This is a genomic window from Giesbergeria sinuosa (assembly GCF_042652905.1).
GTDB lineage: Bacteria > Pseudomonadota > Gammaproteobacteria > Burkholderiales > Burkholderiaceae_C > Simplicispira > Simplicispira sinuosa.
In genome coordinates this window covers 37,628-62,159 of record NZ_JBHSHJ010000003.1, presented here as the reverse complement: position 1 = coordinate 62,159, position 24,532 = coordinate 37,628, and the positions used below count along the sequence as shown (strand labels likewise).

The window sequence follows — 24,532 nt, the reverse complement described above, 5'->3', positions numbered from 1 at the left end:
GGCTCCGAATCTTGGAATCCGGTGTGCGGTGTGAACAGCAACCCTTTTTGTCAGGAGAAAGACCATGCAACTCGCAACCCGTTTCGCTTCCCGTTCCCCGTCGCTGCGCAGCGATTCCCCGCTGTCCGATGACCAAATCCGCCGCGTGGCCCCGTCCATCTTCGCGGACGCCCCGCATGAGAGCCGTTCCGAGCGGTACAGCTACATCCCCACCGCCGCCGTGCTGACCGAACTGCGCAAGGAAGGTTTTCAGCCCTTCATGGTGACGCAGACCCGCGTGCGCGATGAAGGCAAGCGCGAGCACACGAAACACATGCTGCGCCTGCGCCATGCCAGCCAGATCAACGGAGCGGAAGCCAATGAAATCGTGTTGCTCAATTCCCATGACGGGACGAGCAGCTATCAGATGCTGGCCGGGATGTTCCGCTTCGTTTGCAGCAATGGCCTTGTCTGCGGCGACACCGTGGCGGACGTGCGCGTGCCCCACAAAGGCGACGTGGCCGGGCACGTCATCGAAGGCGCTTATCAAGTGTTGGGCGGCTTCGAGCTGGTGAAGGCATCCCGCGACCTGATGCGCGGCATAACGCTGGACGATGGCGAAGCCGAAGTGTTCGCCCGTGCCGCGCTGTCCCTCAAGTACGACGACCCGGACAAGCCCGCACCCATCACGGAATCGCAAGTCCTGATGCCGCGCCGGTTCGACGACCGCCGCCCCGACCTGTGGAGCGTGTTCAACCGCACGCAGGAGAACTTGACCAAGGGTGGCTTGCATGGCCGCGCCGCAAATGGCCGCAGGCAAAGCACGCGCCCGGTGCAGGGTATTGACCAAAACATCCGTCTGAACCGCGCCCTGTGGCTGCTGGCCGATGGCATGCGCGTCCTCAAGGCCTGAATTGTCCCACCGCCGGAGGGGCGGTTCCCCTCCATTCCCTTGTTTCACTCGATTGGAGATACACCATGAACGCCATTACCCAAACCGAAGCCCGCGCCATCAACGTCGCTGCCGCTATCCCGCTGGAAGCCGCCGACCCTAGCAAGAACCTGATTCTGGTTCCGCTGTCGCGGCTGCTGCTGCGCCCCACGGGCCGCAACGTGCGCAAGACCCAGCGCATGTCCATTCCCGAACTGGCCGCATCCATCCAGCGCGTGGGCCTGCTGCAAAATCTCATCGTGATCGCCGCCGCCGATGGCGAGCACTACGAAGTCGTGGCCGGTGGCCGCAGGCTGGCCGCATTGAAGCTGCTGGCGAAGAAGCGCCGTATCCCGAAGGAATGGGACGTGCCTTGCCTGCTGGTGGCCGATGGCACGGCGCGAACCGCCAGCCTCACCGAGAACGTGCAGCGTGAAGCGATGCACCCGGCAGACCAGTTTGAAGCGTTCGCGGCGCTGGTGGCCGAAGGCCGGCCCATCGAGGACATTGCGGCGGACTTTTCCGTCACGCCGCTGGTGGTGCAGCGCCGTTTGAAGCTGGCCAACGTCTCGCCGCGCCTGATGGCCGACTACCGCGCCGATGCCGTCACGCTCGATCAGTTGATGGCGCTTGTCATCACCGACGACCACACCGCGCAGGAAAGTGCTTTCTACGATGCTCCGACGTGGCAGCGTCACCCGTCCAACTTGCGCGAACGTCTCACCGAGCGCGAAATCGACGCCTACCGGCATCCGCTGGTGCGCTTTGTCGGGCTGGATGCCTACGAGTCTGCAGGCGGTGGCGTGCGCCGCGACCTGTTCGCGGAAGGCGATGCGGGCGTGTATCTGACCGATGCCGCGCTGCTGGAACGGCTGGCGCAAGACAAGCTGGCAGGCATCGCCGCCGAGGTGAAGGCCGAAGGCTGGGCATGGGTGGATGCCACGCCCGGCGTCACCCATGCCGACCTGCACGCCTTCCAGCGTGCGCAGAGGGAGCGGCGAGAACCGAGCAAGCGTGAGGCGCAGCGCATCGAGAAGCTGCAAACCAAGATGCAGGAGGTGGGCGAAGCGCTCGACGCCGCACTGGATGCCGAGGACGAGGACAAGGCCGACGCGCTGCAAAAGGAAGGCGAAGCCATGGGCGAACAGTTGCAGGCGCTGGAAGATGGGTTGCAGGACTACGGCGCGACCGTGAAGGCCGCCGCCGGTGCCATCGTCACCATCGACCGCAACGGCGAAGCCGTGATTCATCGCGGCCTGCTGCGCGAGGCCGAGGCCAAGGCGCTGCGCACGCTGGAGCGGCTGCGTCAGGTTTTCGGCGACGATGCTGCGAACGACGCCGAAGGCGAGGACGACGAGCAACCCAAGACCGCCGCCATGTCCGACCGGCTGGCGCAACGCTTGAGTGCGCACCGCACGGCGGCGCTGCAAATCGAAGTCGCCCGGCATCCGCAAGCGGCGCTGGCCGCGCTGGTGCATGGCATGGTGCAGACCGTTTTGCAGGAAAGCGGCTACGGCCTCAACCGTGATTCTCTGCCACTGGGCGTGCGCCTCACGCCGCAAGACCGGCTGGAAAGCATGGCCCCGGACTGGCTTGAATCGTCCGCCGCCGAGGCGCTGCGCGAACTGCAACAGGCATGGGCCGGCAAGCTGCCCGAGGACAGCGCCGAACTGTTCTGTGCGCTGCTGGCGATGGAGCAAGGCGAGCTGGTCAAGCTGCTGGCCGTGTGCGTGGCCTCCACGGTAGACGTGGTGACGCCCCGCGCCGCGCCGCGCCAGCCCGGCAAGGAACTGGCGCAGGCCGTGGGCCTAGACATGGCCGCATGGTGGCAGCCGACCGCCGAAGGCTACTTCAGGCACGTTCCGAAGGCAGCGATTCTGCAAGCTGTGGGCGAGTACGCGCCGGATCACGTCACGCGGCTGGCGAAGCTCAAGAAGGCCGACATTGCCAGCGAAGCCGAACGGCTGGCCGATGGCACGGGCTGGATGCCGGCGATCTTCAAGGCCGATGGCCCGCAGCAAGCCGCGTCGGAAGATGGCCCGCAGCAGGAAGCCCCGGAGGATGCCGAAGCAGTGGCGGATGAGCCCGCCGAGGCGCTGGCCGCTTGACCCGCGCCAAAGGCAAGCGCCCCGGCCTCGATCGGGGCGCTTCGCTTGGAAGGAGAACCGCCCATGACCCGCACCGCTATCAGCCGCCCGCGCATGGTGGCGACCTACGCACCAGGCGCGGTGCGCGTCCGCCGCTGGCACGGCGACGTGCGCGGGCGCCGTCCGCCTCGCGGTTGGACGGCCTGCGCTGACCTCACGGACATTCACCCCATCACGGGCCGCACCTTGCCGCGTGCCGTGTGGTGGCTTATCGAGACGAAGGAATAGGCAAGCCAGCACCGGCCCCAGGTCGTCCCGCCCTGGGGCCGGTGGATACCAAAAAATCCGGGCGCGGCAGTGGCCGCGCCCGGTGTGGAAGGCCAACAGCAGCATCGTGCCTGCTGCCCGATGTGGTCGGATACCGCAGACTCGCGACAGGCGGCAATCGAAGCATCCGCGCGCCATCGGGTTCATCTGGGCCTGTCTAAAGGGCTCTATCGATCATCTTTCGTACCGATCATTGAATGCAACTCCCGACTCTCTTCCTTGGAGAGGCTGCGCTGATGCTGTCCCACGATCAGCACCTTCTGCATCAGGTTGATGCGGAAAAGCGTGCCATCGGCATGCGTCGCCAAAATCAGAATTCCGGGACCGTAGGTGGCGGTCACGGGATACCAGCCCCAGCGGTGATCCTGTAGCCATGCAGACACCGAAGCGATTTGCTCCGGCGAGAGTTGCTGCGTTGCGCCTTGTGGTTTTACGCCCTGATGATGGGTCACGACGGCCGATGAGACCGGCGGAAATGTTTCGAAGCAGGCTGCGAGCAGCAGGCACAGCACGGTGATCGGGACGAAGCGAATGGATGGGCTCATGTTCCAGTCCTGCACTTCTATTGAGGTTGGGACGTCAATACTGCTTCGCGCTCGGGGAGGCGCTGGAGCGGCAAGAGGTCCATGACATCGCAAAACAACGACCGGTTCTGCCAGTCGTTCCGGTCGCCGATCACGTAGAAGCGCCGCTTTGCCCGTGTGGCCGCCACGTTCAACAGGTTGGGTTCCGAGACCGCCCACTCCCGTGCGCCGGAACCTTCGGTATTGCCGCCCAACACCATGATGACGATGGGAGCCTCCTTACCCTGCATGGTGTGGATGGTTCCGGAAACCATCGTGTCGCCGAGCAGGCGTTTGAGGTTTTCCTGGACAGCCTTGAAGGGCGTGATGACCGAGATGTCGGCCGCATCCACGCCGTCCATGCGCAACAGGGCGAGCAGTGCCCGCAAAGCCTCTCCTTCGGCCGGCACCCAGTTCCCGTCAGATGCTCCGCTGGCGTGAATCCATCCGGTCGGCAGGCGCGCGCGCGTCTCCTTGTCGGCGCGCGGTGCGATGGTGCCGTACACCATCGCACCGTCGTAGGCGATGCGGTTGGCCAGCCCGTGCATCGGCTTGTCGCAGCGCCGATGCACGACCAAGGGCAACCCCACCCACGTCTTGCTGTCGGCCGGTCCCGCCAGACGGCCCCATGTCGTGGCCTGGTCTGCCAAGGTCTGCGCGGACTGTCTGTTGGGGAGCCAATGCGCATCGACGCGGTAGCGCGTGCGCATGTGTTCCAGCACTGCGTCGGACACGGTGACGATCGGCTTGAGCTGGAGAGGGTCACCCACCAGCAGCGCGCGCCGGGAGCGCCACAGCGCCCCCACCGCTGCTTGCGGAGTTGCCTGTCCGGCTTCATCAACCAGCAGCCAGCCGATCTCCCCCGGCCCCAACGAGCGGAAAGAGCGCGCGAACGAGGCAAAGGTGCTGCTGAGCACCGGCACGACCATGAACAACGAGGCCCAAGCCGAGCGAATTGCCTCGTGCGAGAGTCCTTGCAGGTGGGTGCCGGTCAACATCGCGTTGATCAGGAACAGGTTGGAGCGCATCCGTGCCGCCTCCAGCTCGAAGAACGTCCGATGCAGCTTCAGTGCCTGGACGAAGACGCGCGCTCGGGCCTGTCGCCAGCCCTCGATGTTCCAGGGTTCGGCCAGTTCGATGGTGTCGCCACGACCGATGACGCCGCCTCGCAGCCATGCCAGCAGATGGTCGGCCCGGCAAGCGCTGGCCAGATCGCTGGCCTGTTGCGTCAGGGATTGATTTTCCGCCCGCATTTTTTTCAACGCCTGCTGCGCATTGGCGATCTGCAGATCCAGTTGCTGCCTGGAGTCCTCGAACTGCTTGGCGAGTCGTGCGATGCGGTCGAACTCGGCCTTGGCGAGACCATGCCGGTCTTGCAGCAGTTTCAGCACAGTGTTCCAGGTGCGTGACGCTCCCCACAGACTGCATAGGTTCGCCCAGAACCCTGGTTTGCTAGCTTGGTGCTGTGCAAGCGCCTCCAGCGCATGCTTGAACGCCGCATTGGCGGGGCGGCGTTCCTCGGCATCCAGACGTGCCTGTTGTTCCGTCGTGTGCTCCAAGCGATTTTCTAGCGCTTGCACGGTGGCGGTCGTTTCGGTGATCTTCTTCCTGGTCGTTTCCAGCGTCTGGATCAGAGCACGGATGCGGGAGGCATCGGCGCATGCCGAGCGAACCTGCGCCTTGGCCGCCTCGTACTCGGCGACCGCCTGCTGCCACAGGGCTTGGCGTTCTTCCGGCTTGCGCTCCTTGTTGAGCTGACTATGCCCGCCAAGCCATGCCATCAGGCCTTGCGGCGCCTTCTTCTGTAGTTCTGGAGGAGCTTGAAGGCCATCGGCCCCGGCAGCAGTGGCCGGGCTGGCAAACAAGGTCTTGACGACATTCTCATCGTCGGTTTCGTCGTTGGCATCCTCGTTGCTGTCCACCTTGCCTTGGCTGGCCGATGGACTCTGCCCGTAGAAGTAGCGGTCCACGAACGCCTTGCGCCGCGCCTTGCTGCCCAGCGCACCAGAAATCAATCCCCAGGCCGGCTTGCCGGTGATCAGTTCGCCCAGGTCGGCGAAGTGCTCGGCCTCGGGCAGCCAGCTCTCGTCGATCTTGTCGCGCTGGGGCAGTTCAAGGGTGACGTTCTCCACGGCGCCGTTGTTGGACGAAGCGACTACAATCTCGAAGCCGTACAGCGCAGGATTGAGCTTGAAGGCGACCTGTCCCTTGCCGCCATCGTTGCAGGCTTCGCGCGCGTTGCTGGCGAAACCGTCGGATGCGCGGCGCAGCGTAGCAAGCACGTCGGCCCGGCTGGTGATGATGGCGGCGATCAAGTCGCGCAGCAGGGTCGTCTTGCCCGTGCCCGGCGGGCCATTGACTCCCAGAAGTCCTTGTCCGTCAGCGAGCTTGGACAGTACCGTGTTTACGGCCAGTTGCTGGGAATGCACAAGCCCCAGGTGCCGTTCGGAAGGCCAGCAGCTATCGGCATGGGCCTGCGGCATCAGCCGCTCGATCAGCGACCGGGATGCGTCGTCGCTGTCGATGTGCAGCCGCGGTTGCGGATTGTGGCGGCGAAGGTATTGGTTCAACGCTTCGCTCGCCACGCCCTTGCTGAGACTGTCAGCAACGGTGGCCAGATCGTCGAGCAGGAAGCTGTTGAGCGGATCGTCCTCCGATGTGGGCTTGTCGGGTTTGACGGGTTGGGAACGGAATCGCAGTGGTGGGCGCTCAACAGTCGCAAAGAAGTCCGCCACGCCGAGGAACTGCAGCACCCACCGGGTGAAGTCCCGCAGCGCGTCGCCGGACACCTGGCCCGGCAGCTGCGTTAGCGCCTGCTCGGCGGCGACTCGTTGATCGTCCTCGAACCCGCGCGTCCAGTCCTTTTTCGCCAACGCCCGTCCGAGGAGCCAGGCTTCGCTGGAGAGCACGAAACTGTCCTCCACCAGTTGCCCGCTCATGGTGAACTTCGCGGCGAACAGGGCTGACTCTCGGTTCTGTGGTTCGCGGTAGCCCTGGTCGGCACCGTACAGTTCTTGGAGTGCGGCGGCGACGAGCCGACTGTCGTACAGGTGGGCATAGAGCGTGTGGCTCCATGCGCGCGTGTCGGGAAGCGCCTGCTTGCTGACGATGCTCTCGGGTGCCCAAGGAGGGATGGGGCGTGTGCACGGCGTGTCGTGAATGAATGCCCCATGGGGACTGTTGCGCTTTTTGATCTTGGGGGCCGATTGCGGCTGCAGCAACTCGACTGCATGCCAGTACCGAACGATGTTCTCGGACTCTTTCAAGATGCCTTCCCTTTCATGTTCTTGGTTTGCTTCAGAGTCCACGCTGCGGGCATTTGCCGTCCATTGGCTTGAATTACCATGGATGCAGTTCGCATGCGGGACACCTCAGTGATGCTTTGATTTTCCATATTGCTATGCCCTGGCTTTCCCACGGACGCCGTACTTCGCTGTCGTGGTGGCTGACAAAGTGGTAAACGGGAGCCGTGTAGCGTGTCGGTGCGCCGCACCGCCGGGCTTTCGGGCTGCGCCCCGTGCCGACTTCGCTGTCACGGCCATCCGGCTTCAATCCCCCACGCCTTCGCGCCCGGTGGCGCTGCGCGCTTCGCTTACCTCCAGGGGATCGGCGCAAGGCCCATCCCAGCCGCGCGCGGCTTGGCGCCCCTGAATACCGCCGAACCGGTTTTCGCCGGATCGGCCAGGCCAGCGTCCCGCCGGCGAAGGGCAGGGCGGGGCGGGGGTGGATACGCCGTGGCTTGCTGAGACAGGTTGCGCGCATGCGTGTCTTCCTCAACGCTGCCGGTTCTTGCCCATCACGTCACGAAGGACGGTTCACGGACATACCGCTCAGCCTCGCCATGGAGATTCCACACCACGCCTCAAGACTGGCGCCGCAGAGTGCGGCGGGGATGTTCTCGCTTGTCGTCGGGGTGTTTGACCTGGCCCGCGTCGGCAAGCATGCCGGTGCAGACTTCGTGCGGGGATGTCGAGTCGGCCAGTCTCCTTTCGGAGTGGTTCGGCCCAAGGCGTCCTTGTGTTGTTGTGAATCCTGGCGGTGGCGCGGCTGCGCCTCTGGCTTCATGGCTGCAACCGTCCGGCGAAAACAATTTCCCCTCAGCTGCGCAGATTCCTCGCGCGGCAAATTCTCTTCGTCTCCCGGCTCTCCACTGCGTTGCGCCCGCAAGCGGTGCAGCCCGCCCGTCCCCCGCAGGCCGGATCACAACAAGGACGCGATGGGCGCGAACCTTGTTCCACCGAAAAGGAGTTTCATCATGGCCAACATCGGCAGCTTCAACGCAGACAAAGACGGCTTCACCGGCACGCTTCGCACCTTGACGCTCAACGTCAAGGTCAAGCTGGTTCCCAACGACAAGGGCGACAACGAGAAAGCCCCGGACTTCCGCCTGCAGGCGGCCAGCCACGACATCGGCGCGGCGTGGAAGAAGACCAGCGAGGCCGGGCGGGAGTACATCTCCGTGACCCTCGACGACCCTTCGTTCGCGGCCACGGTCTACGCCCGCCTGATCGAGGGCGAAGACGGCACGCACGACCTGATCTGGTCACGCAGCAAGCCCCAGGCGGCGTGACCGCCGCCCGCAGCGCCCCGCCATGCGGCGGGGCGCTGCGCAGTAGGTTAGCCTCCAACGCGGCGGCAGCAGGTCGTGGCCCATGGCGGGCCGTGTCTTCCTGTCTAGAGGCAGCGTCTGTAATGGTTGTCTGGGCCTGGCCTATCGGCGCGGTGCTCCGCCGGGCTTTGCGGGCTGCGCCCCGTGCCGTCTTTGCCGTCACGCCCATTCGGCTCCAATCCCTCACGCCTTCGCGCCTGCGGCGCTGCGACCTTCGCTTGCCTCCGGGGGAAAGCCTTGCGGGCTATCCCCGCCGCGCACAGCTTGGCGCCCCTCGATACCGCCGAACCGGCTGCGCCGAATCGGCCCGGCCAGTGCCTACGGCTGGGCATTTAGGATCGCTTTAGTAGCGCCCTAATTGGCCAAGTCCCGGCTGTGGCACTGCGTGAATCCAGCAACCGGGGCTTTCGCTATCGAAGAAATCTACGTGAACAGGTCCAAGATCATCTTGAATGACTTGATACGCGTAATTGCAGTCAACCTGATTACCACGAAAAACAGAGACCGCCACCCGCTGAACTCCGGTCCCACGCATCCGCTTCAGCAGATGCCTGTCGTGCTCCCCAATTCCCCAACCGAACAGCGTCAACGCGAATCGTTGCGAGGTGAGCACCTCCCGGTACACCGTGGACAGATAGTAGCTATTCTGGATGGAGGACACCTTCTGCTGCATCGTTCCCTCGCTGACGAACAGCGGCACGACTTGCTCGCTGCGCCACGCATGCAGGATTGCCTCCAGCAAGCCCGCTCCAGCACTATGGATCTTGAGTTCCTGTTCCACAGCGTTGCGGCATAGAGCCAAGTTTCCATGGGGATAGAACACCAATGTGTTGGTTTGCTCCCGATAACGGTTACGGAATCTTTGCCACGCATCATCGAAGGCGCCATTCCCGAGAAAGCAATCCTTGAACTGATGGCCATCTTCGACATTCAGGCCATAGGTCATCGTCCAGTAGACGAGCAAGTCGTAGTTCAGCGAAATGACTGTATCGAACCCCTTCAAGAACTGGTACATGCTGGGCAATCGACCACTCACCAGATCGTACTCAGGATGCACATTGCGAACGGCTTGAATCAAACACTCTCTGACGTTCAGGTAGGCCTGATGCGTGCGCTGGTCTGGTATCTCCAGCGACTTGTTGACGTTGGACGCCTGCCAGACCAGTCGAAGGATCAGCTCAAAGTCGGATGTTCCGAAAAAGCGAAAGAGGCGATTTACATCATCGGCGAGCAATCCCGTTCGCTGGGCATGCTCCAGCAATGAGCCGTAGCCGAAGCCGGGCGAGACAGCCATGCTCGCCCCGTTGCCCAGAAGTATCGTTCCTTGTTGGTAGTTGGGCGCAATCTGCGTCCACTGTGAGATGGGGAATGGCATCCCTGGCTCCTCCTTGTTGTTCGTTTACATGATGATATTTTCGGGCGTGGTCACGGACTCAGAACCTGCGCGCACTGCGGATAGGTCACTCGTGCCCCGTTCTCAGTCTGCTGCAGCTGCATGCCTCGCTGTACTCCGGGGGATAGCCCTGCGGGCTATCCCCGCCGCGCGCAGCTTGGCGCCCCTTGAACACCGTTGAACCGGCTGAGCCGGATCAGCCATGCCAGCGCATGCGCACACGCTATAGCGTGTCACTTTTCTTCGTCACGGTCTCCAGCTGCTGCCGCACTTGCGCCAGCAGTTGGTCGGCCTGCCGCAGGTCGTCTCCGGTATAGGCCAGCGTCAGCAGCGTGAGCGGGTGAACCTCCATGACCTCGCACAGCTCGGTCAGCTTGTGCAGGGTCGGACTTTTCAGGTCGCGTTCCAGCGTACTCATATAGGTGCGGCTGGACACGTCGGAGAACGCTTCCTGGCTCAAGCCTCGCGCCTTCCTGACTGTCCGTATTGCCGCTGCTAATGAGTGTTTCGCTGCCACTGACTTGGTTTCCCCATGAAAACCAAGATGACAGCTCATTGAGCCCTATAGAGCTACAATCTATAGTGTTCATTCATGGCTGAAAGGCCCGCTTTCGTACTTTTACGGAAATCCGCATCTGTGAATTCCGACAGAACAGGGGACACGCATCCGTGTCTTTCCGGCTTCCTGTAACTCCGCTTCTGCGCATCCGTGCTTCCACGCGAATGCGTTTCGGCGGTTCTGCACTTCGGCACAAAAGCGCATCCGCGCATCGTTGGTTTCGTTGGGAGGCTGCCCGTGACCCTGCCGCTTGTCACCGCTGATGAACGCGCCCGGCTGCTGGCCCACGGCGCGGTGCTCGCTGCTGGTCAGCAGCTCGACCCGCTGCCCGTGGTGCGCCTGTTCACTCTGGACGCGCATGTGACCTGGTTGCTCGTGTCGCTCGATCCTGCGGATGGCGACACGGCCTACGGCCTGATTGATCTCGGTATCGGAATGCCTGCGCTAGGGACAGTCAAGTTGTCCGACCTGGCTGGCATCGTCGGGCCGCGCAAGTTGCCCGTGCGACGCGATCGGTATTTCCACGCGGTGCGTCCGTTATCGGAGTACGTCCGGCTGGCGCAAGAGAACGGCGCGATCACGGACTGATGAAAGCCAGTGCGGCTCGGCCAGCCGGGGCACATTGTGACTATTTCAGTCTTGGTCAAGACCGTGCAGGTCTGAATCCGCATGCTTGCACCGAAGCGGTGCAACCCTGCTGCAAACAGTCCTGATCTTTGGCACAGGGCGCGGCACGGTATCCAGTGCTACGCGCCATTTTCCTGACGGCGCAGCCGTCGCATTCAGACGAATTCCGCAACACGCAGGAGCCAAACTGTCTTGTAATTGTTAGTTACAGACTAACAGTTTTTGAAGACGACCTGATGGTATTTCGATAGCTCCTGTATCGCGGAAATGGTGGCGACGCATCCCATACACAGGGAGGTTTCGCCATGACTGATCGCAGCGCCGAACACTGGTATCCGACAGCGGCCTATCTCTACGTCCTGCACCTCGACGGCCCCGCGCTGGCCTGGGAATACCTGCGCAGGAATCCCGACTACCGCCGCCATTGGCTGCGCCGTCGCCGACGACCGGACGCGGCGCACGCGTGGGGCTTGCGCCTGTTGGAAGATTCAGCCCTGGATGCGCGCGACGCGCATCCGGCCTGGTTTCCCGATCACGATGCCGTGGTGCAGCTTTACCCGGATGCCGACCCGCCGCCCGAGGCCCATGCCTTCGAGTTCTGGCGTGTTCCTGGCCGCAAGCAACTTATCCACGACGGCAAGCGCCTGGTGCTGGTGTCACACTGGCCGGGCTGCTGCTTGCGGGTCGCGCTCGGGCCGGGCCTGGAAGACGGCATGGCCTACCTGTATGCGACCCGCGCCTGCGCGATGCCCTGCGTTCGCTATCGCACGCTCGTGGCCGAGCTGGATGCCTTGGCCGCCGCCACGGTTGCCGCGCCTGCGGCGGCGGCCCGTTCCCGGCCTACGCCCGGCGCGGTGCTGGAGCTGCACACCTTGCAGGCGCTCGACGCGACCCTGGCGGGCGCGTCCTTGCGCGAAGTCGCCGAAGGGTTGTTCGGCGTGGATGCGGTCGCGGCCGACTGGCACAAGGACAGCGCCTTGCGCGCCCGCGTGCGGCGGCTGGTGCGCCGTGGTGAGGCGCTGATGCGCGGCGGCTATCGCCGCCTGGCACAGCTTCCGCTGCTGCCGTTGTAGCAGGGGGACGTTTCGCGTCCCTCGCAGATCGTCCCTTAGCAAGCAGCCTCGCTTTCTCGAAAGTGCCTCTATCCGGCCGCGTGGTGCGGCCGGGCTTGATGGAGGTTCATCCCATGCGACCTGCTCCCTTGCGGCCTGCCGCCGCTGCTGCCGCTGCGCCTGCGCAGCCCCAACGCTACCTGACCAACGACGAAGCCGCCGAGTACCTGCGCCTTTCGCCGCGCACGCTGGAGAAACAGCGCGTGGTCGGCGGCGGCCCGAAGTTCCGCAAGTTCGGCCGGCGCGTCATGTACGCGGTGTCCGACCTCGATGCCTGGGCCGACCAGCGCAGCTACGAGGCGACGTCCGACCCGGAATATGCCGAACGCCACGCGGGCGACTACCGTGACGGCCGCTGATCGCTGGCGCGTGGGTGGCCGTCGCCATGTCCAGCCCGCCAGGGCAAGCCTTGCCGCAGCGCGAACAGCTCGACCTGTTCCGCGCGCTGCCGGGCGACATGGCACCCCGCGACAGCCAGGACTTGATGGCCTTTCCGTTCTTCTCGCTCTCCAAGTCGCGGCGCATCGCGCCGATCGACTTCCGCGCCGGCGGCATCACCATCCGCGTGGAAGGCACGCAAGAGCATGGCATAGCGACCATTTGGGATGCGGACGTTTTGATATGGGCCGCCTCGCAGATCGTGGAGGCGCGCGACGCGGGCATCCGCCCGTCGCGCTGGATACGCGCCACCCCCTACGAGATCCTGCGCTTCATCGGACGCAGCACGTCGCTCAACGACTACCTGCGGCTGAAAGCCGCGCTCGACCGGCTGCAATCGACCACGGTGGCCACGTCCATCCGCGAAACCACGGGAAGGCGATTGCATCGCTTCTCGTGGATCAACGAGTGGAAGGAACTGGCCGATGCCAGCGGCGTTCCGCTGGGCATCGAACTGATCCTGCCGGACTGGTTCTATGCTGGCGTGCTCGATGCCGCCCTGGTGCTGACCATCGACCCGGCCTATTTCCGCTTGAAGGGCGGCATCGAACGCTGGCTGTACCGCCTGGTGCGCAAGCACGGCGGCAAGCAGCCGGGCGGCTGGCAATTCGACTTCCGGCACCTGCACCGCAAGTCGGGCAGCGCTGCGCGCTTCTCCGACTTCGCCTACGACCTGCGCGTCCTGGTGGCGCGGCAGTCGCTGCCCGGCTACGTCCTGGGCATCGAGCGGATGCTGGACGACGGGATGGAGCTGCTGACGTTCCGGCCCGTGCTGCACACGGCACGGGGATAACTCGGGAAAAAGGTGTGGACGGCCTCGTGCTATCAGGAGTAACGGGTATCGTGCTATCGGGAGTACGCCTATCGTGCTATCAGGAGTACGAAAACACCGGAAAGCCAATAACGGCGCGGGTTTGCCGCCCCTCTAACTTCCCTAACAAGAAATACATAACTTTTAGTAGAAGCGCGCCGTTTCGGTGGACAACCACCAAACGGCACGGCGAACAGCGTTTTGCACGACAGGCAAAGCCCGGCTTCCCAGCAGGGAGGGCCGCGCCATGATCCTCGCTCTGCTCAACCAGAAAGGCGGTGTCGGCAAGACGACGCTCGCCACGCACATCGCGGGCGAACTGGCGATGCGCGGCCAGCATGTCGTCCTGCTCGATGCCGACCCGCAGGGTTCCTCGCTGGACTGGACGCAGCGCAGAAGCCAGCAAGGCTTGCCACGGCTGTTCAGCGCCGTGGGCCTTGCCCGCGAAACGCTGCATCAGGAATCGCCAGAACTCGCCAGGCGGGCCGATCACGTCATCATCGACGGGCCGCCGCGCATCGCCGCCCTGGCGCGCTCCGCGCTGCTGGCGGCCGAGCGCGTGCTGATCCCGGTGCAGCCCAGCCCCTATGACGTGTGGGCCAGCGCCGAGATGGTGGCGCTGATCCGCGAGGCGCAGGTGTTCCGGCCTGCGCTGCGCGCGGCCTTCGTCATCAATCGGCGCGTCAGCACCACCATCATCGGCCGCGAGGCGCGGCAATCGCTCGCAGAACAGCCGCTGCCCGCGCTGCGCTCGGAGGTGCATCAGCGCATCGTGTTCGCCGACAGCGTGGCCGCTGGTCGGCTCGCACGCGAGACAGCGCCCGACAGCGCCGCCGCCCGCGAAATCACCGCCCTGGTGGACGAACTGCTGCGGTGGCCGACATGACAGCGCAGCAGCCACCCAACGGCAAACGCCCGGGCAAGCGCGTCGGCATCGGCGCACGTCCGCCCGCGAATCCACACGCCGAGGCGTGGATTCGCCAGGGCGACGCCGATGCGCTGGGCAAAGGCGACCTCTACACGGCCCGCCTCACGCTCGACATCACGCCCGCCATGCGGGCGCGCATCAAGGTGTCGGCCTTCACGCAAGGCGTGACCGTGGCTGACCTGCTGCGCGGTCTGCTGGAGCGGGAGTTTCCAGAACACCGCAGGGAGAACACGCCATGACCGCATCCGCTTCGCCCGCCGCTGGCGCGGCCACGGCTGCACCGTCGCTGCATCCCGCGGTACTCGCCGGCCAGGCCAGCAACGTGCCGCTGACGCGCGTTTCGCTGGCCTACCTCGAACATCGCTTCAAGCTCTATCTGCGCTTCGGCGAACCGGCGCGCACGCTCCAGCTCGACCGCTGGCGGCGCTGCGCGGTGTTCCTGCCGGGCGCGATGTTCTGCCGCATCCGCTGGCAAGCCAACGACTACGGCACGATCCGCTGGCAGCTCATGGTGATGCAGGCTTGCACACCGCTGGACGCGGCGCAGCGCATCCCCGGGGTGCAGCCGGGCGCGCGCCTGCTGCTGCACGTCGAAGGCGATGCCAACGTGCGCGCCGTGCTGGAACGCATCGACGCCATCGAGGCGCTGGGCATCGCCGCCATTGACGTGTCGCCTGCGTACTGGCGCACGCTTGGCAACCGTCTTGCGGCTCGCCTTGCGCTGCCCGAATACACCGCCGAGCGGCAGGCCGCCTGGCTGGCCGGGAAGGTGCTGCCATGACCGCCCCGATCACCACGGCCAGCACACCCACCGTTGCGCCACGTCCTCGCTCGCACCCGCGTTCACGTTTGCGCGCTCGCATCATCGCGGCGACACTGGCCGCCATCTGCTTCGCTGCGCTGGCCTGGGCGGCTCTCGTGTCGCCGCTGCCGGCCACGGCTGCCACGCTCGCTGCGCAGCGCGGCTACCTGCCGACGCGCGTGCCGCTGCTCAAACGTGTGGGCGCGGTGGCGCCGCAACACGTCTGCATCGTCGCCGGTCAGGTGCGCATCGACGGCGTGCCTTCGGCCGCCGTGCTGCCTGCTGATCGGCTGGGCCGGCCGCTGCCATCCTGGCCGCAATGCCGGCAGCTTCGCCCTGGCGAACTTTTCCTGCTCAGTGTGACCAATCCGGCGTCCTTCGACAGTCGGTATTTCGGCCCGGTCAGCGCATCCGCCGTGATCGGCGTTGCGCGCCCGATCTGGCTGGAGAACGTGCAGGCGTCTTGCCTCGAACGCGCCCGGCCTGCGGCCATTGGCGCGTTCACCGGCGCGCTGGCTGCAGGCAGCGCAGCGTCGCCGGGCCGCCGACGCCCGGAGCGACAGCGAAGGGCAAAGGCGGAAGGCAAGACAAAAGGACGCGGCACCGGCCCGCGTCGAAAGCCAGTCTGCACGTGGGGGTGGTGCGGCACGGAGCGGCTTTGCCGCCGTGCCGCGTTCGGCGCGAGGGTCGCGCCAATGCAGGCATGTCCGCGTGCTTCGCACGACCGGACACGCCAGAGCTTGCAGGGAGAACGGCGATGACCAACCGCCGCGATGACGATTTCCGGGTGCGTCCGAGCGCCCCGAAGAACCGGGGCAAGGGCCAAGGCCAGAGTTTCGTTTCCAAGGTGCTCAAGCAGGCTGGCAAAGCCAGCAGCGGCAAGTCGGCGGTGCGCCGTCCTGGGGCGGCCGGCACCGGCCAGCGCCCCGGCTCGCGCCTGGGGCGCGGCCATACGGCGGCGCGCTTCGCCGGGGAGAAGCTGACGCCCATGTCGCGGCGCGTGACTATCAAGACCTTGCTGGTCAATCACCAGCGGGCCAGCCCGCAATCGCTCGCCAAACACCTGCGCTACATCGAGCGCGACGGCGCAGGCCGCGATGGCGAACCGGGCCGGGCCTATGGGGCACAGGCCGACGAAGCCGACCTGGATGCCTTCAAGGAACGCTGCGCCGACGACCGGCATCATTTCCGCTTCATCGTGTCCCCCGAAGACGGCGCGGAACTGGACGACCTGCGCACCTACACCCGGCATCTGGTGAACCGCATGGAAGCCGACCTGGGCACGCGGCTGGATTGGGTGGCGGTGGATCACTGGAACACCGACAACCCGCACACCCACCTGATCGTGCGCGGGCGCGACGACACCGGCAAAGACCTCATCATCGCGGGCGACTACATCGCCCACGGCTTCCGCCACCGCGCCGCCGAACTGGCGACCGAGTGGCTGGGGCCACGCACCGAACTGGAGATCCAGCAGACCTTGGGGCGCGAGGTGGAACAGGAGCGGTGGACGAGCCTGGATCGTACCTTGCAGCGCGAGGCTGGCGACGATGGCCGGGTGCAGGTCGAGCGGCTTAACGAACCCCGCTTGCAACGCCAACGCCTGCTGCTGATCGGCCGCCTGCAACGCTTGCAGCGCCTGGGCCTGGCCGATGAGGTGCAGCCCGGAACCTGGGCCATCCATACCGACGCCGAGAAGACCTTGCGCGCCCTGGGCGAGCGCGGCGACATCATCCGCACCATGCAGCGGGCTATGAGCGGGCAACCGCGCGAGCTGGCGGTGTTCGAGCCGGGCAAGGATGGCCGTACCGTCATCGGCCGCGTGGCCGCCAAGGGCGTGGCCGACGAGTTGCGCGACCGAGGCTATCTGGTCATCGACGGCGTGGACGGCAAGGCCCACTACGTCGCGTTGAACGCCCGCGACGAGCTGGCGAACTATCCCACGGGCGCGGTGGTGGAAGTGAAGGAGTCGGCCGACGTGCGCGCCGCCGATAAGAACATCGCTGCGCTGGCGAGCGATGGCCTGTACCGTGCCGATCATCACTTGGCCATTGAACAGGGCCGGGCCACGCCCGGACGCGACCCGCAGCAAGTCGTCGCCGCCCACGTCCGGCGGCTGGAAGCTCTACGCCGGGCTGGCATCGTGGAGCGTGTGGCCGAAGGGCTATGGAAGGTGCCGGACGACCTGGCCGAGCGTGGCCGCCAGTACGATGCGCAGCGCCTGGGCGGTGTCGCCGTGGAACTCAAATCTTACCTGCCGATTGAGCGGCAGGCGCGCGTGATCGGCGCGACCTGGCTGGATCAGCAGTTGATCAGCGGCGGCAAGGGACTGGGCGACCTGGGCTTTGGCGGCGAGGTGAAGAACACCCTGCAACAGCGCGGTGAGTTCCTCGCTGAGCAGGGGCTGGCCGAGCGGCGCGGGCAGCGCGTGATCCTCGCCCGTAACCTCTTGGGCACGCTGCGCAATCGGGAACTGGCGCAGGCTGCAAAGGACATTGCCGCCGATACCGGTTTGGAGCATCGACCCGTCGCCGACGGTCAGCGTGTGGCCGGCATCTACCGGCGCTCGGTCATGCTTGCCAGCGGTCGCTACGCGATGCTCGATGACGGCATGGGGTTCAGCTTGGTGCCCTGGCGGCCGGTGATCGAACAGTGGCTGGGGCAGCAACTCGCCGCGACGGTGCGCGGCGGTGGCGTGTCTTGGAACTTGGGCCGAAGCCCGAGTGTTTCGTAGAGCTGAACGTCAGCTTTTTGGTCGCCCGATTGTTCCAAGGTGAGTGAATCGGAAGCCGTTCTCGTACTTCAATCCATATCCAAGTGAGCGATCAAAGCCAATATGAGCGATCCAGATGATTCCCGATGAAACTGCCAATGGCTGAGAGAGATACACGCCTGCTGCTACGCAAAGCAAAGCGCCAACGTAAGAGTGAGCAGTGTTGTATAGCACCGCACCGATCCGAGCACCCACGATATAGCCGAGCAAAGACAAATCCGGGAGAAGGAAGCAAAGTGCAAATAATCCCCAGCCCGAACCAAACTCAGAATATGCAAATAAACTGAGCAACAAAACCGTCAACCCTTCAATTCTCAATAGATCTTTGATGCCGCCTGATACTGAGCCTTTTTCCGTCACCGAATTATCCTTTTAATTAAAATAAGCCAAAAATGCACCAGCACACCCCACCAGGGCCATATTGACTACCACAACGACAAGAGCGAAGCGCACCAGACGTTGTTCTTCTGGATTATTGATTTTTGCCAAGCCAGCAATCGTAGCAATCATGGGTAAAGAACCCAGTGCTGCATGGCCGGCCGCACTGTTCAGTGTGGCTGCCATGCTGGGAAGTAACGATGCTGGAAGGTCTGCGATGGCTGGCATCATGAGAACGTTGCCGCCCACGTTTGACCCTGTGAGGTAGCCACCGATCCCCCCAAGTATGGCGCCCAAGAATGGCAGCAACTCACTATCCATGGCAGAGAGCCTGTCGCGCACACCCGAAAGAAAACCCGCCTTCACCATGACTTGTGACATGAACAAGAAACACAGAATCGTCAGTAACGGGCGCCGCGCTCGCTGGGACACCGATTGCCAAAACGTCTGAAGCCCGAGGCGCTCATCTCGTCGAGCAAGCAAAACCAAGCACACGAGTAGTATCGGGACTCCCGGAGACGCCAGTGGCTTCCATGCAATGCTTGCCCCTTGTACCACCAGCCATATGTCGGCCTGAGTTACAACAACAAGTATCTTGAGTGCGATAACGCAGAAGAATAGCAGCATGTAAGGCCATGCTGCTGCCGGCCAATGAATTGCGGAGGGAATTTTTGGACATGACTTCAGCAGCCCCACCAGCACGACAGCGAAACCCGCACTCACCCCCGCGATTTCCGGACCAAGCCAAGCCGAGGCGACATATAAAACCGACACAAACAGCATCGCTATGGCCAGCATTGAGATATAGGCAGTCAGTTTGCGATAACCGGCAATCCAGGTGGCCGTCAAAGCCAAACCAACAAACACTGGCGCACTTGTGATTGCTGTTTGACTGGCCAATTTCGCTGGTGCCACATCTAGCAGTGTGGCTCCCACCACCGTTGCCAGCCCCAAGGTTCCCCAGGGCATGATGACCATTCCAGCCAATGCAATGCGCAGTGCTTTGTCACGGTCAAAAAGTGCCAGCAATACAGGAATGACGGCAATCAGTGAAACACCGAATCCCGTCATTGATTCCAGCAAAGGGGCAAGCCCCAGCACGATGAAGCCCAACTGCTGAACGCCTTGCAGCTTTAGGTTGCCTACCCATGTGCTCAGAGCCTGGGTTGCGCCCGTACGCTCAATCAGAACGACCAACATCATTCCGGGGGCTAGTACGAACGCCACGCTGACAAACAGAATCAGCGTGTCTTGTGCGATCCATTGCGAGAGTTCGCGTGAAAGCGGTTGCCCGGCGCCAAGGAACATGAGTGCAACGGCAAGGGTGGCACCGACAAGAGCCGCCCTGACAGGCGGTTGTTTGAATATAAGAATCGCAGAGAGAACCAACAGAACAGGGGAGATATGAAGTAACGAAAGCATTGGGGCTACGAGGGCTGGCGCAATAACTTAATCATTTGACACCTTGACCTGAATACCTGCCAGCGACTTATACTGATTCCCTCCATAAGTATATCTAATCAAGAACTGGTCATCTGTCATGAGACGCCTTCCCCCACTAACCGCATTGCGTGCTTTCGAAGCTGCAGCGAGGCACATGAGTTTTACCCGTGCGGCGGCGGAACTGTGCGTAACCCAGGCAGCCATCAGTCAGCAGGTACGGCAACTGGAAGAGTGGCTGGGTTCTGCGCTGTTCTTGCGTGCGGGACATGCGCTGCGCCTGACCGACAAGGGACAGGCTTGGCTGCCGGAACTGACAGCCATGTTGGATCGGCTGTCCTTCGTCAGCAGTTCACTGCGTGAACGCGATGATGGGCCTTTGCGCATCACGGTGTTGCCGTCTTTTGCCACTTGCTGGTTGGTACCGCGTCTGGGCGCTTTTAGGGAAATGCACCCGGACATTGAGCTGAAGCTGACCAGCTCGGGCGAACTATGGGACGTGTCTGATGACCGCTTCGATGTAGGCATCCGCTCGGGGCTCGGACGTTGGCGAGGGCTGAAAGCTGATTTGATTGCGCGGGAAATGCTGTCGCCGCTTTGCAGCCCCTCATTGCAGGCATCGGATCGTCCGTTGATGGAACCCGCAGACCTGCTTGCGAAATGTCTTTTGCACGACACCCCTAAGGACGCATGGCCTTACTGGTTTACTCATGTGGGAGTCATGAATCCGAACGCTGGCAGCGGCCCAAAATTCGATGATCACAGCCATGTCCTTCAAGCGGCCATCGACGGTCAAGGTGTCGCACTCGGAAAGCTGCTGTTGGCTGGCGATGCACTTCGGGCAGGCCGTCTCGTTCAGCCTTTCTCGATTACCCAGCCTAACGATTACAGCTACTGGCTTGTATATCCTGCATCCGCTGTCTCCAGCAGGCCTGATGTAGCCTTGTTCCGTGCATGGTTGCTGAACGAAGCAAAGCGGTGTTCGAAAGAAATTGAGATTTAGGGCTTATGGAAAATTGGACTAGCGATACCGTCTGCTTCCAGATGGAGCAGCATGTTATGGGCATCGTTGAACTCCATCTCACTAAAAACGAAGATGCCAGATATTCTCAGCAATGTAGCCGTTACACCTTGCCCCGCAACCAGATGCCCCTTAAACGAGCCATCATAGACTTGGTGAGAGCCGCATGAAGGGCTGCCTTCTTTCAGTACAGCTATGTGAATCTCGTGTAAGCGCGCTATGCGAAGTGCATTTTGTGCGCCAACAATAAACGTGTGAGAAACATCAGCTCCGGATGAGTCCACAACGCTCGTTTGTCTTTGGAGAACTTTTTCTCCGCCCTCACCGGACGCTATTTCTGCCGGTAGACGTGGAACAGGCATGCCCCCTGATAACTCTGGACAGATGGAGATCACCCTGTTCTCTGCAACCCACTGTTGAAGAATCGGGTGGCGAGATCGCTTGTGAGAACCGTCGTAGCGCACCTGCTCGCCCAGCAAGCACGCACTGACAAGAATCCGCTGCATGTGCTATTCCTTCAGATCAGCTTGGTATACGGCATCGTCAACTTCCTGGATATAGCCATTTTTTTCATAGAAGCGCGCCGCATGCCCGCCTCTTTGCGTGATGAGGTAGGAGCGAGAGACATCAAGAGCAACAAGCGCCGTATGGAGATACGCTATCAATTCCTTGCCAATGCCCTGTCCCTGTTCAGTGGGGCAAACGCACATTTCGCGGAGATAAAAAGCATTTCCTCCTACAAAGGGCTCAGTGGTACCCAGAACGAATCCTATGGTCTTGCCATCTTTTTCTGCCAAGAAACCAAAAAACCCTTTGCTATCCATTAAGTAGCGCAGACGATTATCCGCTTCTTCATCAGTCCACGGTTCGCTCCAAGGTGGAGAGGAAAAAACCTGTGTGTATAAACTAGCACATTTCTGGATATCTGATTTTTGGATGGGGAGAAACAATTTTTTTGTCCTAAAAAATATTTTTCACAAATTTAAACAATCATCTGGCTCATTCAAAATAATGATTGATCTACTCTGCTGAGATTAGAAGTTGGCGCATGCTCTTCAGTGCCAAGGATTCTTTTCCCTCATGCCAAATCAAATGCGTTCTATTGGATGCCATGTGTGCGGGTAGCTCATGGACACGCACCATTTGAGCCGCATGCAAACCGGCCAGAACGGATTTCGGAACAATTGCCACGCCAGTACCTGCCGCGACACATGCGACAATCGCTGGATACGATGAGAATTCCAAAACACCGGAAACACTCACCCCATTTTCACTCTGCCATTGCTCCAGCAGACGACGATATGAGCAGCCGCTTGCAAAGGCAATAAGTGCAAAATTTCCCATACTAGCGAGACTGGACAATGAATTAATATGTGAACCAGTAATGAGCACCAGCGTTTCTTGAAAAATGGGTTCAGCAGCCACACCTGGAGCATGAAAAGGTTCTGAAACGAAGGCGGCTTCGATGTCATGGCGCGCCAGTCTGCTGATCAGCGCACCGGTTGTCCCAGTAACAAGCTCAATCCGCACCGCAGGGTTAGTTTGGTTGTAACGTGACAAAAGCTCTGGCAACCGGCTACCTGCGGTACTTTCCAACGAGCCGATACGCAATGTCCCCAGTAGCTTCCCTGTTCGCAGGGCCGACTCTGCCTCATCAGCTAATCGCAGTAGACGCTCCGCATAGCTGACCAACAAGCGGCCCTCCTCTGTGGGTACCAGACTACGACCACGACGCACGAACAACTCTAGCCCCATGCGGGCTTCAAGTTGCTTGATGCGCGTAGTGATGTTGGACGGCACACGGTGCAGAGCTTGTGCCGCCCGAGCAACGCCACCGTGCGCCACTACAGCTTGAACAATGGACAGATCGTCCAGGTCGAAGTTTCTCATTTAAAGAAAATTAATTCTCTATAATTCAATTTACGAGAAAATTATAGCGCGCCAGAATGGCGCATGGACAAATTTCACACATCTGCTCCGACAAGCCTTGGCATCGCTCTGAGTGGTCTTGTAGCACTCGCTGTGGCGATGGGAGTCGGCCGTTTTGCATTCACTCCTCAGTTGCCATTGATGCAAGCAGACCTCGGGCTTTCATTCTCTGGCGGAGGGTGGTTGGCGGTAGCCAACTACTCGGGATACTTCATAGGAGCCGTGCTTGCCGGAACGAGGGGTATATCTGCGCTCGTGTTGATGCGATGTGGCTTATGGGCTGTCGTCGTGAGCACTGCGGCAATGGCTGTTCCCGAGTCTTTCACATGGTGGCTGGGAATGCGGTTCATCGCGGGCATCGCTAGCGCCTGGGTTTTAGTCGGGACGGCAAGTGTCGTGCTGGCCCATCTCGCGGCGTTAGATGTTCGTCGTCTCGACGGTCTTGTGTTTGCTGGCGTCGGAATCGGCATTACCTTGGTCGGGCTGATTTGTCACGTGGGCGCACTGCTGGGGCTGGGAGTCTCGGTACTTTGGCTTGCCCTTTCGGGGCTGGCGCTGATTGGCACGTTGATGACATTCAAGATAGATAGGAAAAACGCCCCCCTCCACTCACAGGGAGGTACGCGAATGACGCTAGAGGCACCACTGCCACGGGGCGTGTATTCGCTGGTTCTTTGTTATGGCTTGTTCGGCTTCGGTTACATCCTTCCCGCGACGTATTTACCCTCTCAAGCGCGTTCGCTACTCAATGACCCAGTGCTTTTTGGTTGGGTGTGGCCACTATTCGGTATGGCTGCGGCCCTGTCCACATTGTGCGTAGGTTTCCTTGTGCGTTGGCCCCGGAAATATATCTGGGCTGGTGCGCAAGTGGTCATGGCCATTGGGATATTTATGCCCATCGTCGTACCTAGCCTATTCGGGCTCTCGGTAGCTGCGTTTTGCGTGGGCGGAACTTTCATGCTCATAACCTTGATCGGTTTGCAGGAGGCGCGGCAACAGGCAGGTCATAACGCACAGAAGCTATTGGCATCAATGACTGCTGCATTTGCTGTTGGTCAGCTGACAGGCCCTATTGCAGCCAATTTTTTGCTTCGAGTGGGCTGGCCATTCAATTCGGCGCTGTGGTTAGGGATATCAGCATTGCTGGCAAGCAGCGCATTGCTCGTTCGTTTTAATTCTCGATAGGCTTTCATTTAGGAGAACTCATGAACACAACCATTCGGCAAGGCTTTGGTCAAAATCGCAGCGAGCGTTTGCCCTTACCGCCGATGGAGTCTATGACGCAGGCTCAACGAGTTGCAGCCGATGCATTGATTGCCGGGCCCCGAAAAGGAGTGAAAGGGCCTTTCATTCCTTTGATGCAAAGCCCGGTATTGCTTGAGCGACTGGCCGGCGTCGGAGAATATCTGCGGTTTGAATCTGTTCTGCCAAAAAATGGCAACGAGTTTGTGACTTTGATGGTTGCTCGCGAATTAGGTAATCAGTTTGAATGGGCTGTCCATTTTCCTCTGGCGATAGGCGCGGGCGTAGCCGAAACCACACTGGAGGACATGGCTCAAGCGACCCGTCCTCGCACGATGACAGAGGAGGAGGCCGATGCATGGGCATTCACCACCGAACTGTTGCATCGGCACGGTGTTAGTGATTCGACCTACGAGGCGGCGAGAGAACGTTGGGGCGAGCGTGGCGTAGTGGAGATATGTGCCTTGATCGGCTATTTCTCATGCGTTTGCTGGATCATGAATGTCGCTCGAACGCCTGCTCCCAAAGGTGAACAGGTATTGACCGGCCTGCCCTCATGAAAGAGCAGGTCGTACGCCCCAGC

Annotated in this window: 24 protein-coding genes and 1 pseudogene; 16 read left to right on the top strand and 9 right to left on the bottom strand. The window is 61.9% G+C overall.

Annotated elements, in window-relative coordinates; all coding sequences use genetic code 11:
- Nucleotides 1-64: 64 nt before the first annotated feature.
- From ACFO6X_RS04870 to ACFO6X_RS04860, 3 genes are all read left to right on the top strand, one after another.
- On the top strand, nt 65-892 hold the full coding sequence (locus tag ACFO6X_RS04870) for a DUF932 domain-containing protein (protein WP_382430630.1): 828 nt from the start codon (nt 65-67) through the stop codon (nt 890-892).
- A gap of 65 nt (nt 893-957) precedes the next feature.
- Nucleotides 958-3,018, top strand: a complete 2,061-nt coding sequence (locus tag ACFO6X_RS04865) for a ParB N-terminal domain-containing protein (protein WP_382430628.1) — start codon at nt 958-960, stop codon at nt 3,016-3,018.
- Nucleotides 3,019-3,081: 63 nt separating this feature from the next.
- Nucleotides 3,082-3,285 (top strand): hypothetical protein, encoded by a 204-nt coding sequence (locus tag ACFO6X_RS04860; RefSeq protein WP_382430626.1) that lies wholly within the window; start codon nt 3,082-3,084, stop codon nt 3,283-3,285.
- Between the two features lie 206 nt (nt 3,286-3,491).
- On the opposite strand, the gene ACFO6X_RS04855 is transcribed toward ACFO6X_RS04860, so the two are convergent.
- Together ACFO6X_RS04855 and ACFO6X_RS04850 are read right to left on the bottom strand one after the other, a co-directional pair.
- The gene (locus tag ACFO6X_RS04855; protein WP_382430624.1) at nt 3,492-3,869 is read right to left on the bottom strand and encodes a hypothetical protein; all 378 of its coding nucleotides are present in this window, start codon (nt 3,867-3,869) and stop codon (nt 3,492-3,494) included.
- A gap of 17 nt (nt 3,870-3,886) precedes the next feature.
- Entirely contained in the window at nt 3,887-7,153 is a 3,267-nt protein-coding gene (locus ACFO6X_RS04850; protein WP_382430622.1) for an AAA domain-containing protein, read from the bottom strand.
- A gap of 989 nt (nt 7,154-8,142) precedes the next feature.
- Here ACFO6X_RS04850 and ACFO6X_RS04845 point away from each other — a divergent pair.
- Entirely contained in the window at nt 8,143-8,457 is a 315-nt protein-coding gene (locus tag ACFO6X_RS04845) for a DUF736 domain-containing protein (protein WP_382430620.1), read from the top strand.
- Nucleotides 8,458-8,839: 382 nt separating this feature from the next.
- Here the strand turns inward: ACFO6X_RS04845 and ACFO6X_RS04840 are convergent, their stop codons facing one another.
- Both ACFO6X_RS04840 and ACFO6X_RS04835 read right to left on the bottom strand, forming a co-directional pair.
- Nucleotides 8,840-9,871, bottom strand: a complete 1,032-nt coding sequence (locus tag ACFO6X_RS04840) for a DUF4917 family protein (RefSeq protein ID WP_382430618.1) — start codon at nt 9,869-9,871, stop codon at nt 8,840-8,842.
- Nucleotides 9,872-10,112: 241 nt separating this feature from the next.
- Nucleotides 10,113-10,406, bottom strand: coding sequence for a helix-turn-helix domain-containing protein (locus tag ACFO6X_RS04835; RefSeq protein WP_382430616.1), 294 nt, complete (start codon nt 10,404-10,406; stop codon nt 10,113-10,115).
- Nucleotides 10,407-10,685: 279 nt separating this feature from the next.
- Between ACFO6X_RS04835 and ACFO6X_RS04830 the strand changes: the two genes are divergently transcribed.
- From ACFO6X_RS04830 to ACFO6X_RS04790, 9 genes and pseudogenes are all read left to right on the top strand, one after another.
- On the top strand, nt 10,686-11,036 hold the full coding sequence (locus tag ACFO6X_RS04830) for a DUF2958 domain-containing protein (RefSeq protein ID WP_382430614.1): 351 nt from the start codon (nt 10,686-10,688) through the stop codon (nt 11,034-11,036).
- 344 nt (nt 11,037-11,380) lie between these two features.
- Nucleotides 11,381-12,148, top strand: coding sequence for a DUF2285 domain-containing protein (locus ACFO6X_RS04825; RefSeq protein WP_382430613.1), 768 nt, complete (start codon nt 11,381-11,383; stop codon nt 12,146-12,148).
- Nucleotides 12,149-12,261: 113 nt separating this feature from the next.
- Nucleotides 12,262-12,546, top strand: a complete 285-nt coding sequence (locus ACFO6X_RS04820) for a helix-turn-helix domain-containing protein (protein WP_183018174.1) — start codon at nt 12,262-12,264, stop codon at nt 12,544-12,546.
- Between the two features lie 26 nt (nt 12,547-12,572).
- Nucleotides 12,573-13,418, top strand: coding sequence for a replication initiator protein A (locus tag ACFO6X_RS04815; RefSeq protein WP_382430610.1), 846 nt, complete (start codon nt 12,573-12,575; stop codon nt 13,416-13,418).
- A gap of 265 nt (nt 13,419-13,683) precedes the next feature.
- The gene (parA, locus tag ACFO6X_RS04810) at nt 13,684-14,322 is read left to right on the top strand and encodes a ParA family partition ATPase (protein WP_382430609.1); all 639 of its coding nucleotides are present in this window, start codon (nt 13,684-13,686) and stop codon (nt 14,320-14,322) included.
- Nucleotides 14,319-14,603: a chromosome partitioning protein ParB gene (locus tag ACFO6X_RS04805; RefSeq protein ID WP_382430607.1), complete on the top strand. Its 285-nt coding sequence runs from the start codon at nt 14,319-14,321 to the stop codon at nt 14,601-14,603. The genes parA and ACFO6X_RS04805 overlap by 4 nt, the downstream gene beginning before the upstream one ends.
- Nucleotides 14,600-15,145 (top strand): DUF2840 domain-containing protein, encoded by a 546-nt coding sequence (locus ACFO6X_RS04800; RefSeq protein ID WP_382430605.1) that lies wholly within the window; start codon nt 14,600-14,602, stop codon nt 15,143-15,145. The genes ACFO6X_RS04805 and ACFO6X_RS04800 overlap by 4 nt, the downstream gene beginning before the upstream one ends.
- Nucleotides 15,142-15,615: pseudogene (locus ACFO6X_RS04795) on the top strand (S26 family signal peptidase); the annotation flags it as partial. The gene ACFO6X_RS04800 and the pseudogene ACFO6X_RS04795, both read left to right, overlap by 4 nt.
- Before the next feature lie 308 nt (nt 15,616-15,923).
- Nucleotides 15,924-17,900: a DUF3363 domain-containing protein gene (locus tag ACFO6X_RS04790; RefSeq protein ID WP_382430603.1), complete on the top strand. Its 1,977-nt coding sequence runs from the start codon at nt 15,924-15,926 to the stop codon at nt 17,898-17,900.
- Between the two features lie 9 nt (nt 17,901-17,909).
- Here the strand turns inward: ACFO6X_RS04790 and ACFO6X_RS04785 are convergent, their stop codons facing one another.
- Both ACFO6X_RS04785 and ACFO6X_RS04780 read right to left on the bottom strand, forming a co-directional pair.
- Entirely contained in the window at nt 17,910-18,299 is a 390-nt protein-coding gene (locus ACFO6X_RS04785) for a DUF4260 domain-containing protein (RefSeq protein ID WP_382430601.1), read from the bottom strand.
- 12 nt (nt 18,300-18,311) lie between these two features.
- Nucleotides 18,312-19,739: an L-lactate permease gene (locus ACFO6X_RS04780; protein WP_382430599.1), complete on the bottom strand. Its 1,428-nt coding sequence runs from the start codon at nt 19,737-19,739 to the stop codon at nt 18,312-18,314.
- A 118-nt stretch (nt 19,740-19,857) separates the two neighbouring features.
- On the opposite strand from ACFO6X_RS04780, the gene gcvA reads away from it, so the two are divergent.
- Nucleotides 19,858-20,760, top strand: a complete 903-nt coding sequence (gene gcvA, locus ACFO6X_RS04775; protein WP_382430597.1) for a transcriptional regulator GcvA — start codon at nt 19,858-19,860, stop codon at nt 20,758-20,760.
- Here the strand turns inward: gcvA and ACFO6X_RS04770 are convergent.
- From ACFO6X_RS04770 to ACFO6X_RS04760, 3 genes are all read right to left on the bottom strand, one after another.
- Nucleotides 20,757-21,284 (bottom strand): 2-thiouracil desulfurase family protein, encoded by a 528-nt coding sequence (locus tag ACFO6X_RS04770; protein ID WP_382430595.1) that lies wholly within the window; start codon nt 21,282-21,284, stop codon nt 20,757-20,759. The genes gcvA and ACFO6X_RS04770 overlap by 4 nt on opposite strands.
- Nucleotides 21,285-21,287: 3 nt before the next feature.
- Nucleotides 21,288-21,728, bottom strand: a complete 441-nt coding sequence (locus ACFO6X_RS04765; protein ID WP_382430594.1) for a GNAT family N-acetyltransferase — start codon at nt 21,726-21,728, stop codon at nt 21,288-21,290.
- Nucleotides 21,729-21,798: 70 nt separating this feature from the next.
- Complete coding sequence (locus tag ACFO6X_RS04760; protein WP_382430593.1) at nt 21,799-22,668, bottom strand: LysR family transcriptional regulator; 870 nt, start codon at nt 22,666-22,668, stop codon at nt 21,799-21,801.
- A 63-nt stretch (nt 22,669-22,731) separates the two neighbouring features.
- On the opposite strand from ACFO6X_RS04760, the gene ACFO6X_RS04755 reads away from it, so the two are divergent.
- Together ACFO6X_RS04755 and ACFO6X_RS04750 are read left to right on the top strand one after the other, a co-directional pair.
- The gene (locus tag ACFO6X_RS04755) at nt 22,732-23,892 is read left to right on the top strand and encodes a YbfB/YjiJ family MFS transporter (RefSeq protein WP_382430592.1); all 1,161 of its coding nucleotides are present in this window, start codon (nt 22,732-22,734) and stop codon (nt 23,890-23,892) included.
- Nucleotides 23,893-23,912: 20 nt separating this feature from the next.
- Nucleotides 23,913-24,509: a carboxymuconolactone decarboxylase family protein gene (locus ACFO6X_RS04750; protein WP_382430591.1), complete on the top strand. Its 597-nt coding sequence runs from the start codon at nt 23,913-23,915 to the stop codon at nt 24,507-24,509.
- The last annotated feature ends 23 nt before the right edge of the window (nt 24,510-24,532 follow it).

Coding starts and splice junctions, on each gene's coding strand:
- ACFO6X_RS04870 (WP_382430630.1), top strand. CDS start 65: ATGCAACTCGCAACCCGTTTCGCTTCCCGTTCCCCGTCGCTGCGCAGC.
- ACFO6X_RS04865 (WP_382430628.1), top strand. CDS start 958: ATGAACGCCATTACCCAAACCGAAGCCCGCGCCATCAACGTCGCTGCC.
- ACFO6X_RS04860 (WP_382430626.1), top strand. CDS start 3,082: ATGACCCGCACCGCTATCAGCCGCCCGCGCATGGTGGCGACCTACGCA.
- ACFO6X_RS04855 (WP_382430624.1), bottom strand. CDS start 3,869: ATGAGCCCATCCATTCGCTTCGTCCCGATCACCGTGCTGTGCCTGCTG.
- ACFO6X_RS04845 (WP_382430620.1), top strand. CDS start 8,143: ATGGCCAACATCGGCAGCTTCAACGCAGACAAAGACGGCTTCACCGGC.
- ACFO6X_RS04840 (WP_382430618.1), bottom strand. CDS start 9,871: ATGCCATTCCCCATCTCACAGTGGACGCAGATTGCGCCCAACTACCAA.
- ACFO6X_RS04825 (WP_382430613.1), top strand. CDS start 11,381: ATGACTGATCGCAGCGCCGAACACTGGTATCCGACAGCGGCCTATCTC.
- ACFO6X_RS04820 (WP_183018174.1), top strand. CDS start 12,262: ATGCGACCTGCTCCCTTGCGGCCTGCCGCCGCTGCTGCCGCTGCGCCT.
- ACFO6X_RS04815 (WP_382430610.1), top strand. CDS start 12,573: ATGTCCAGCCCGCCAGGGCAAGCCTTGCCGCAGCGCGAACAGCTCGAC.
- parA (WP_382430609.1), top strand. CDS start 13,684: ATGATCCTCGCTCTGCTCAACCAGAAAGGCGGTGTCGGCAAGACGACG.
- ACFO6X_RS04805 (WP_382430607.1), top strand. CDS start 14,319: ATGACAGCGCAGCAGCCACCCAACGGCAAACGCCCGGGCAAGCGCGTC.
- ACFO6X_RS04800 (WP_382430605.1), top strand. CDS start 14,600: ATGACCGCATCCGCTTCGCCCGCCGCTGGCGCGGCCACGGCTGCACCG.
- ACFO6X_RS04790 (WP_382430603.1), top strand. CDS start 15,924: ATGACCAACCGCCGCGATGACGATTTCCGGGTGCGTCCGAGCGCCCCG.
- ACFO6X_RS04780 (WP_382430599.1), bottom strand. CDS start 19,739: ATGCTTTCGTTACTTCATATCTCCCCTGTTCTGTTGGTTCTCTCTGCG.
- gcvA (WP_382430597.1), top strand. CDS start 19,858: ATGAGACGCCTTCCCCCACTAACCGCATTGCGTGCTTTCGAAGCTGCA.
- ACFO6X_RS04770 (WP_382430595.1), bottom strand. CDS start 21,284: ATGCAGCGGATTCTTGTCAGTGCGTGCTTGCTGGGCGAGCAGGTGCGC.
- ACFO6X_RS04760 (WP_382430593.1), bottom strand. CDS start 22,668: ATGAGAAACTTCGACCTGGACGATCTGTCCATTGTTCAAGCTGTAGTG.
- ACFO6X_RS04755 (WP_382430592.1), top strand. CDS start 22,732: ATGGACAAATTTCACACATCTGCTCCGACAAGCCTTGGCATCGCTCTG.
- ACFO6X_RS04750 (WP_382430591.1), top strand. CDS start 23,913: ATGAACACAACCATTCGGCAAGGCTTTGGTCAAAATCGCAGCGAGCGT.